This window comes from Corallococcus sp. CA047B (assembly GCF_003612065.1).
In the GTDB taxonomy this organism is placed as follows: Bacteria; Myxococcota; Myxococcia; order Myxococcales; family Myxococcaceae; genus Corallococcus; species Corallococcus praedator.
Window position 1 is genome coordinate 19,743 of record NZ_RAWD01000097.1, and the last position, 9,138, is coordinate 28,880.

The following is a 9,138-nucleotide window of genomic DNA, read 5'->3' on the forward strand; positions in this document are numbered from 1 at the left end:
CTGCTCTAGGTGAGTGCACGGGAGGGAGCACCACAATGGAAAACATGACGATGCCGCAGAGCGAGACCCCTGTCAGCCGCGACAACGAGGGGTGGCTGGTCCGGGTGAAGGTCGCGGGACGCATCCAGGAAGTGCGCTGCGCTACGGAGAACCAGGCGCGCTACTTCGCCGCGGTGCTGTCGTTCAACAACGCGGGCCGTCCCAACCGCCTGCGCAACTGAAGCGAACATGATGAGGGGACGAAACGCGCGGGCCTCTTCGAAGAGAGAGCCCGCGCACGTCTCCCCGGACCGACGAACTCAGGCATTGCGGCGGGCGATGTCGGTGGACAGCACGTTGGCGAAGGACACCCAGCCCAGGTACGGGGCCATCAGCCACGGGGCCTTGCGGTCCACGCCGCTGGCGGCGGCGGTATAGGCCACGATGCTGCCCAGCAGCGCCCAGTTCTCCACCGCCGCGGCGCGCACGTCGCGCTTCCTGAAGAACAGGTAGGACCAGGCGGAGTTGAGTCCCAGTTGGACGAACCACAGGCCCAGCGCCTTCGAGCGCTTCGCGCCCGCCGGAGAGCCCCAGATGCGCCAGCCGGAGACGGCGATGAGCGCGTAGAGCGTGGTCCACACGGGACCGAAGAGCGCTCCGGGCGGCTGGAAGGGCGGCTTCTTCAGTCGCTTGTACCAACCCTGCGACACGGCCTCGCGCGTGCCCCGCGCCCCCAGGTAGACGGCCCCGGCGGTGATGGCGCCGAACGCGCCCAGCGCCACCGCCGACTCGCGGTTGAGCGTGGGGTTGTGCTCGAGGCCCTCGGAGCCTCCCAGTTCGCTGAGTTGCATGGCGTGTCCCTCCCTGCCTGTGGCGAAGTCGTGTGCGGAGCCACAAGCTGTGTCCTCCCGCCACCGGAGGCCACGCGTGCCTGCCTGCCCGTGGGGCAGCAAGCCCGCTTCGTGAACACTTTCCGGCTCAAGGGGCGGGCGTGGGCGCGGACTCCATGGGAGCGCGGGCTTCGGTGGACACTCCCGCCGCGAGCCAGCCCTTCACGAGCAGCAGGTGCTCTGCCTCCGCGTCCAGGGCCAGTTGGAAGCGGTCCGCCAGGGCGTCGTGGCCCAGCCCGCGGGCCAGGTCAGGGCGCCCTCATAGAGCCGGACGCCGGTGCGCTCGAAGGCGAGCCGCTCCATCTGCTTGAACAGCTCCATCACGTAGTGCAGGTGGCCCAGCTCGTAGTCCACGAAGCGCTGCCACACCGCCTTCACGTGCGGGTTCGTCTCGTACGCCAGGCAGGAGTAGTAGTTGTAGACCTCAGCGGCCTCGTGCAGCAGCCACTTCTCCAGCATGGATTCGTCCGGATCGCAGAGCGAGCCGTACTGGGTGACGTGCTGCTCCTCGATGGAGGCGATCTCCGCGTAGAGCTGCCGCGCGACGGGGTCCGCGAAGAACGGGCCCACGGTCATGTAGTAGTCGTGCGTCTGGAACTCGGATGCGGTGATGGTGATGGCGTGCAGCTTGGACAGCGGATCCGCCGTCTTGTGGTCGTAGGACGTGCGCACATCGTCCAGCGGATGGCGGTGCTCCACGGACGTGGGCCGGCCGGGACGGATGTCGGAGGAGGACTGGATGAGGTTGTTGGGGTCCTTGCCCTCCAACCGGTCGTAGAGCGCCGAGTAGCGGTACAGGGGGTCGAAGTCCTCCAACATCCCGAACCGGTAGGTCTGCGCCAGAGAGGGGTCCGGCTCATGGATGGCCACGCTGGCGGTCGCCTCGATGGCCAGTTGCTCGAAGCCGAGCGTCGTTTCGAGGGGGGTCTGGTCCGGCGGGTTGAGCCAGTTGACCATCGTCTGCTGGTGGTGCTCCGCGCGCCGCACCAGCGCCAGGTGGGGCCGCAGCTCCCGGTTGAGCCGGGCGAAGAGGTGCTTCATGCGCAGCGCATCCGCCTCAATGCCGTTCATCAGGATGACGCGCGTGCGGGTAAAGGCATCATCGTCCAGCTTGCTGTAGGGACGGCGCACCCTGTCCTTCCAGGTGAAGAGCTGCCGCTCCAGGGTGGGGCCTTTTTCCTGGAAGAGGTCCAAAGCCACGGTGTGACTCCTGCAACCGAGGGGCCTGCGCTGGCTGGATGACGCGAGAGGCGTCGATGGCTCGCAAGGACTCCTGCTCTACCGGCTCTTCCGGTCCTCTTGGATGAAGGTCCAATTCCGAAGGGCGGGTGGGATGCCGCGAGGGTCCGGCCCTGGGGTAGCGTCGCGGTGCAGACCTCTTGGGGAGGAACCGTGGCGGGTGAGCCGTGGAAGATCATCCAGCAGCGCTGGCGCGACCATGGGCCGCGGATGTTGGGGGTCGCGCTGGTGGCCACGCTGGTCGCGTGGGCGTGTGAACACGGCACCCCGTTCCTGAAGCAGGTGGAGCCCGTCGCCTATGACCGGGCCCTGAGCACGTACCTGGGGGAACGCAAGGAGTCCTCGCGGGTGGTGGTGGTGGCCATCGACCAGCTCACGCTCGATGGCATCAGCGAGAATGAACAGCTGCGCATCAACTTCGGCAACTGGCCGTACACGCGCACGCTGTGGGCGCGCATCGCGCAGGAGCTGAAGGCCGCGGGCGCGAAGGCGGTCCTCTTCGACGCGGTGATGGACGAGCGCGCGTCGGACGAATCCGCCGACCTGGGGTTCGCCCAGGTGCTGCGCGAAACGGACCTGCCCTTCTACGTGGGCATGGTGACCAGCGGCACGGCGACCCCGCTGCCCCGCGCGGACTTCCAGGCCCCCGTGCCGGTCGCCCTTCCTGACACCGCGTCCCCCACCCCAGAGGACACGTTTGCGGAGGACGCCGCCGAGGAGTTCAAGGACGGCCCCGCGACAGCCACGCCCACGCTGACGCGCGCGGCCCTGGCGCGGGCGCTGGCGTTCCCGGTCCGCCGGACGGACGGCAAGGCGCTGCCCGCGCTCGAGTACGTGTCGAGCCAGGGCACACCGCAGCCGCGCCATCCGGTGCCCCCCACGCACGCGCTGGTGGGCGCGGTGAACGGGTTCGGGCTGGTGGACACGGAGGCGGACGAGGACGGCGTCATGCGGCGCACGCGCTTCGCGTACACGGATGGCATCAACACCTACGTGACGCTGCCGGTGCGCCTGATGGCGGACCTGCTGGGCGCGAAGGAGGTCACGCTCTCCGGCGGCACGCTCCGCCTGGGTGAGCGGACGTGGCAGGTGAATCCGGACGACGGCAGCGCGGCGCTGGACTATGGCGGTCCGCTGCACAAGCGCTACCCCATGGTGAGCTTGATCAAGGTGCTCAATGACTGGATCCACCGCAGCCACGGCGAGGCGGTGAAGCTGCCCGCGGACACCTTCCGGGGCAAGGTGGTGGTCATCGGCGGCACCACGCCGGGCATCAACGACATCAAGGCGACGCCCTTCTCCTCCACGGAGCCGGGCGTGGCGAAGCAGGCCGCCGTGGTGGACACGCTCCTGTCCGGCGAGTTCATCACCCGCGCGCACTGGAGCGTGGACCTGGGCATCACGTTCCTGGCCGCGCTGCTGTCCGCGGTGCTGTTGATGACGGCGCGCTGGACGCCCCTGGAGGTGGTGTGGCCGCTGGGGCTCGTGTTCGGGCTGCACCTGGTGACGGGGCTGGCCCTGAAGACGTCGCACACGCACGTGCTCACCGCGATGCCGTCGCTCGCGGGCATTGGCGCCAGCGTCGCGGCGCTGGCCTTCAACCACCTGACGGCCAACCGCGAGACGGAGTTCATCCGGCAGGCGTTCAGCCGCTTCATGGAGCCGAAGCTGGTGGCCCAGATGATCCGCTCGCGGCAGCTTCCACGCCTGGATGGGGAGAACAAGGAGATCACCGCCTTCTTCAGCGACATCCGGGGCTTCTCCACGTTCAGCGAGCACTTCAAGGAGGACCCACGCCAACTGGTGCGCATCCTCAACACGTACCTGACGACGGTGAGCGGGGCGCTGCTGCGCGAGGGCGGGTGCCTGGACAAGTACATTGGCGACGCGGTGGTGTGCCTGTTCGGCGCGCCCATGGACCAGGAGGACCACGCCATCCGAGCGTGCCGGGGCGCGCTGGCGGCGAAAGCGGCGGTGGAGGCCCTGCGCGTGGACTTCCGGCAGAAGGGGTTCCCGGACGTGTACACGCGCATTGGCGTGAACAGCGCGGTGAACTTCGTGGGCAACTTCGGCAGCGACCAGCTCTTCAGCTACACGGCCATTGGCGACGGGATGAACCTGGCGGCGCGGCTGGAGGGCGCGAACAAGGCCTACGGGTCGGTCATCATGATTGGCCCCCGCACGTACGCGCTGGCGAAGGAGCACATCGAGGTGCGCGAGCTGGACCGCGTGCGGGTGGCGGGCAAGACGGAGGCCGTCACGGTGTATGAGCTGCTCGCGCTCAAGGGCCAGCTGGCGCCGGAGCTGCAGCGCACGGTGGCGCACTACCATGAGGCCCTGGCGCTGTTCCGGCAGGCGAGGTTCGCGGACGCGGCGGCGGTGCTGGAGGCGGAGGCGGCAAGAGGCCTGGAGGATGGGCCCACGGGGAAGCTGATGGAGCGCTGCCGGGAGTACCTGGAGACACCGCCGGAGAATTTCGACGGCGTGGCGAATCTTGAGAAGTGACGGCGTATGGAGTGGGGGAGCACGACCATGAAGCGACTGAAAATGGGCGTCCTGCTGTTGGCGCTGGGGGTGCCAGCAGCGGCGGCGTGGGCGGCGAAGCTGGGGGACAAGCTCTACGTGAAGGCGCGCAACACGCGGGTCCTGGTGAGCCCGGAGGCCACGTCGAACGTGGTGGTGGTGCTCCAGCCCGGACAGCAGGTGACGTGGAAGGGCGCGTCCCCCAAGGACAAGCAGTGGCACCTGGTCACGGAGCCCAAGGGCAAGCCCGGCTACGTGTTCCAGACGAACCTGTCCACGAAGCCGCCCAACATGGAGCTGGTGGCCAAGGACGGACAGACGCGGGCCATCGACCCGGCGGCCTTCGTGTCCAGCGGCGCGGCGGTGAAGGCGCTGAGCCCCGGGGCGGAGAAGTACGGCCAGGACAAGGGCGGCGACTACGCGGCGGCGGTGAAGCAGATCAAGCAGGCGGAGGCGCTGGCCGCCGCCGTCACCCCCGTGAAGATCGCCGAGCACGTGAAGCAGGCCGGGCTGTTCCCGGTGGTGGCGCCCACCACGACGGTCGGTCCGCAGAAGGTGGCGCAGGCCGCGCCGGCCAGGGGCGCCAGCAAGCCCCCGAAGGAGGCGAAGTGATGCGCTCGCACCTGAAGGTCGCGGCGGCGCTGGGCCTGGGGCTTGGCCTGACGTCCTGCGCGAGCCTGACGAAGGGCTTGAAGGCCGCGAAGCTCGGAGGCGACGCGGACCGCCTCGTGGCCGTGTCTGAGAACACGCAAAAGTGCGACAAGCTGGGCGCGGAGCCCGCCATCCAGGAGGAGTACGCGCTGGGCAGCGCGCTGGCCATCCAGTGGGTCCAGCGGGGCGGAGGGCTGATGCTGGCCACCGCGACGGATCAACAGCTGACCACCTACGTCAACACGGTGGGCCGCAACCTGGCCATGCAGTCGCCGCGGCCGACCCTGCAGTGGACGTTCGGCGTGCTCAACGACACGCGCAACTTCAACGGCCTGTCCGCGCCGGGGGGCTACGTCTTCGTCACGCGCAAGCTGCTGCAGGGCGTGGACAACGAGGGCCAGCTCGCGGGCGTGCTGGCCCATGAGATTGCCCACATCGTGCTGAAGCACGCGCTGCACCAGTACGCGTCGGTGAAGGTGAGCAGTTGCAAGGGCGCCGTGGTGGGCAATGCCCTGGTCTCCGCGGCGGCGGGGCGGCTGCTGTCCGCGAGCGACCGGGACGGCAAGCTGGACCTGGATTCGGACACGGGCCTGCTGGCCGACCTGACCGAGAAGACCGTGGAGCTGGCCGGCAAGGGCCACCGCAAGGAGGAGGAGCTGGAGGCGGACCGGCTGGCGGTGGAGCTGATGCTGGGGGCCGGCTACGACCCGGAGGCGTACCGTCAGCTCATCGCGAAGACGCCCGACGGGGGCGGCTTCTTCGCCAACCATCCGAAGCGGGACGAGCGCACGAAGCAGATTTCAAAGGTCGTCCTCGCGCAGAAGGCGGGCGCGGACACGTTCGCGGAGCTGTCCACCGATTCGCTCCAAACCCCCGCCCTGCCGGCCAGCTTCGCCGCGGTGAAGGCCACCGGCGTGGCGAAGGACGCGAAGTAGGCGGGCCCGTGCGCGGGCAGTGACTGCCCGCGCTCGGACGGACTTCAGCGCATCGTGGCCTGGCTCAGGGCGCGGTGCACGGACTCCAGGGCCTTGCGCGCCTCCAGCAGTTCGGCGCGCTCGGCGGTGAGGGACGCGACCTGCTGGGCCAGCACGTCGCGCTCGCCCTGGAGCGTCTCCACGGCGCGGCGCAGGGACGCGGACTCGTCCTTGGCGCTCTCCAGTTCCACGGCGAGGCGCTCCTCCTCCGCGAGGCTGTCGGCCAGGGCCTGCTTGCCGCGCGCCACCACCTGCTCCAGCGAGTCGTGTTCCCTGGACGCGGCCTGGAGGGCCTGGCGGGACTCCTGGAGCGACAGCAGCGCTTCGTCGCGCTCGCCTTCCAGGGCGGCCAGCTCACGCTCCAGGTCGGCCAGCAGCTTCACGCGGCCTTCCATCTCCGCGGTGAGGCGGCGCGCCTCGTCCATGCGCAGCCGGGCTTCCTCGGTGGCCTTCTCCGCCTGACGGCGCGCCACCTCCAGGTCCTGGGTGAGCGTGAGGTTGAGCGCCTTGACCTTGGTGAGGTCCGCCTGGAGGTGGGTGATGCGCTCCACGGCGCGCTGGCCGGCTTCCGCGACGGTGGCGGGCAGCGGCTCCGGACGCGGGTTCTCACGCACGGCCTTGAGGCGGGCCTTGAGGCGCTCGCGGCGGGACTCGGAGTCCATGGCCTCCTGCGGAGGGGCGGGCGTCTGCACTTCGACCTGGGCGGGCGGGGCCTCCTGTCGGGCCACCGGCTCGGCGGTGGTGACGGTGGAGGCCTGGACGGCAGCGTACGTCGTCATGGGCTCGGCCTCGGGCATGCGGAGGGCCTGAACGCCCATCCGTCCATCGAACTGTACCCCTGGAGGGGGCCCGGCGAAGGTGACCGGCGCGGCCCGGGGGGCTTCCGCCCGCGCCATCGCCGGGGGCGGCGAGGCGAAGGTGACCGGCGGGGCCTCCGTCCGCGCGGCGGGCTCGGCGCGCGCGGGCGTCGGCTCGGCGGCCACCGGCTCCACGGCGAAGGACTCCAGCGTGGACTCATTCAGCTGCGCGACTTGCGCCGCGGAGACGCTCCACGCGGATGCCGCGACCGCCTCGGCGACCTCCCGGTGCGACACAGGGGACACGGCGTCCGCATCCCAGGCGGACTCCTCCGCGGGCTGGGTCGCCGCGACGTTCCACGCGGGCGCGGCCTCCGGGGACTCGTGCTCCAGCCACGGCGCCGGCGGCGTCTCTTCCTCTTCGCGCCGCGCATCCGGGGACACCAGCGCGGACAGCGCGTGGGACACCGGCGAGAACGTCGGCGCCGTCACCGCCGGCAACCCCTGGGCGGCCTGGGGCGGCTGCGCGCGGGCGGAGGGCGCGTTGAGCGCGGCCTCGATGGCCTCGGCGGCGGAGGGACGCGGGGCGCGGCCGCGCTCGATGCGGGCGCGCACCTCCGCGGACAGGTCCGGCGACTCCGCGACGGGCGGCGGGGCTTCGGCGGCGGCCGCTTCCGTGGGCTCGGCCGGGTCGAGGGCGCCGGTGAACGCCCCCAGGCGGAGGCGCGGCTTCGCGCGGGACACGTTCTGTTCGAAGGCTTTCTTCATGGCGGAGTCTCAGCCGGCTTTCGTGGCGCCGCCGCTCTTGGGCGGAGCATGCGCGGCCACCAGGCGCGGCAGCACGTTGTCGAGCATGGCCTGGATGTCGGTGGCCCCCTTGGACGTCGGATCCGCCACGAACACCGGGCGGCCCTCGCTGGAGGCCTGCGCGAACTTGGTGCACTGCCGGATGATGGTGGGCAGCAGGTACTCCGGGTAGTGCGTCTGGAGGGCTTCCAGCGCCTCCTTCGCCAGCTTGAAGGTGGCGTTGAAGGAGTTCACCACGATGAACACGTGGTCCAGCACGTGGTTCAGGTCCTCCTCCAGGCTCTGCACCGTCTCGAAGAGCAGCTTCAGGCCGTGGAAGGAGAGGAAGTCCGCGAGCACCGGCACGAACAGGTCGTTCGCGGCCATCAGCGCGTTGAGGTTCAGCAGGCCGAAGGACGGCGGCGCGTCGAAGACGATGAAGTCGTACTGCGCCTCCACGTCCTTGAGCGCGTTGCGCAGCTTGAACTCACGGCCCGCCATGGGCATCAGCGCCAGGTCCACCGTGGACATGCTCAGGTTGGACGGGATGAAGTCCAGGTTGGGCAGCATGGACTTCTGCACCACCTGGATGAGCGGCGTCTTGCGCACCAGCACGTCCAGGAGCGTCTTCTCGAAGTCCTCGCCCTCGTAGCCCAGGCACTTGGTGGCGTGGCCCTGGCTGTCCAGGTCGATGAGGAGCACCGCGTAGCCCAGCTCCGCCAGGCGCCACGCGTAGGAGGTGGACAGCGACGTCTTGCCGGTGCCGCCCTTGAAGTTGAGGAAGAGCTGGCGGCGGTGGCCCGCGCTGGGCGGGAAGCGGTTGAGCGTCGTGCGCAGCTCCCACACGTCGTCGGGGCCGTAGCTGTCCTTGCGCAGCTCCGCGGGGATGCCCTTCGGAGTCACGCCGAGCATCTCGGCCACCTGCTTCGAGCTGTACGTCGGCGCTTCCATGAACGACCCTTCGGATGACGTGTGAGGCCCGGCCGATGCACCTTGCCTCAAGCGGCGAAGTATTTGTGCCCCCTTCGCACGATGGCCCCTCGGGCCACCAGCAGGGCAACAGCCTCCTGGGCCAGCTCCGCCGGAGCGGACAGCCCGGCCGTCAGCTCAGGGAGCGAGCGCCCCCGGACGGCGACCCGCACCTCCTGCAACATCGCCCCACACAGCGCCTCCACGGGGGACGGGCCCCGGCGCGGGGGAACCGGCGGAGTGACGGGAGGCGCGGGAATGCGGGTGGGCGGAGGCGCGCCCATGGCCACCAGCGCGGCCTGCACGGGCGTGCGGCGCACGGCGGGGGGC

Annotated in this window: 8 protein-coding genes and 1 pseudogene; 4 read left to right on the top strand and 5 right to left on the bottom strand. The window is 70.2% G+C overall.

The window, feature by feature from the left end; translation table 11 throughout:
• Nucleotides 1-44: 44 nt before the first annotated feature.
• On the top strand, nt 45-221 hold the full coding sequence (locus D7X74_RS17085; protein WP_370450765.1) for a hypothetical protein: 177 nt from the start codon (nt 45-47) through the stop codon (nt 219-221).
• Nucleotides 222-299: 78 nt separating this feature from the next.
• Here the strand turns inward: D7X74_RS17085 and D7X74_RS17090 are convergent, their stop codons facing one another.
• Nucleotides 300-830, bottom strand: a complete 531-nt coding sequence (locus tag D7X74_RS17090; protein WP_120534036.1) for a TspO/MBR family protein — start codon at nt 828-830, stop codon at nt 300-302.
• Between the two features lie 201 nt (nt 831-1,031).
• Nucleotides 1,032-2,069: a hypothetical protein gene (locus D7X74_RS17100; protein ID WP_233602135.1), complete on the bottom strand. Its 1,038-nt coding sequence runs from the start codon at nt 2,067-2,069 to the stop codon at nt 1,032-1,034.
• Between the two features lie 192 nt (nt 2,070-2,261).
• On the opposite strand from D7X74_RS17100, the gene D7X74_RS17105 reads away from it, so the two are divergent.
• Genes D7X74_RS17105 through D7X74_RS17115 form a run of 3 tightly spaced genes read left to right on the top strand, consistent with a single transcriptional unit; the run spans nt 2,262 to nt 6,217 of the window.
• A complete protein-coding gene (locus D7X74_RS17105) occupies nt 2,262-4,613 on the top strand; it encodes a CHASE2 domain-containing protein (protein WP_199741840.1) in 2,352 nt (783 codons plus the stop codon).
• Nucleotides 4,614-4,640: 27 nt separating this feature from the next.
• On the top strand, nt 4,641-5,243 hold the full coding sequence (locus D7X74_RS17110; RefSeq protein WP_120534043.1) for an SH3 domain-containing protein: 603 nt from the start codon (nt 4,641-4,643) through the stop codon (nt 5,241-5,243).
• Nucleotides 5,243-6,217, top strand: coding sequence for a M48 family metalloprotease (locus D7X74_RS17115; RefSeq protein ID WP_233602136.1), 975 nt, complete (start codon nt 5,243-5,245; stop codon nt 6,215-6,217). The genes D7X74_RS17110 and D7X74_RS17115 overlap by 1 nt, the downstream gene beginning before the upstream one ends.
• A 44-nt stretch (nt 6,218-6,261) precedes the next feature.
• Here D7X74_RS17115 and D7X74_RS17120 read toward each other — a convergent pair whose 3' ends face one another.
• From D7X74_RS17120 to D7X74_RS17130, 3 genes and pseudogenes are all read right to left on the bottom strand, one after another.
• Entirely contained in the window at nt 6,262-7,821 is a 1,560-nt protein-coding gene (locus D7X74_RS17120) for an extensin-like protein (protein ID WP_120534038.1), read from the bottom strand.
• Between the two features lie 9 nt (nt 7,822-7,830).
• Nucleotides 7,831-8,790, bottom strand: a complete 960-nt coding sequence (locus tag D7X74_RS17125) for a ParA family protein (protein ID WP_120534039.1) — start codon at nt 8,788-8,790, stop codon at nt 7,831-7,833.
• 47 nt (nt 8,791-8,837) lie between these two features.
• Nucleotides 8,838-9,138: pseudogene (locus D7X74_RS17130) on the bottom strand (hypothetical protein); the annotation flags it as partial.

Coding starts and splice junctions, on each gene's coding strand:
- D7X74_RS17085 (WP_370450765.1), top strand. CDS start 45: ATGACGATGCCGCAGAGCGAGACCCCTGTCAGCCGCGACAACGAGGGG.
- D7X74_RS17090 (WP_120534036.1), bottom strand. CDS start 830: ATGCAACTCAGCGAACTGGGAGGCTCCGAGGGCCTCGAGCACAACCCC.
- D7X74_RS17110 (WP_120534043.1), top strand. CDS start 4,641: ATGAAGCGACTGAAAATGGGCGTCCTGCTGTTGGCGCTGGGGGTGCCA.
- D7X74_RS17115 (WP_233602136.1), top strand. CDS start 5,243: ATGCGCTCGCACCTGAAGGTCGCGGCGGCGCTGGGCCTGGGGCTTGGC.
- D7X74_RS17120 (WP_120534038.1), bottom strand. CDS start 7,821: ATGAAGAAAGCCTTCGAACAGAACGTGTCCCGCGCGAAGCCGCGCCTC.
- D7X74_RS17125 (WP_120534039.1), bottom strand. CDS start 8,790: ATGGAAGCGCCGACGTACAGCTCGAAGCAGGTGGCCGAGATGCTCGGC.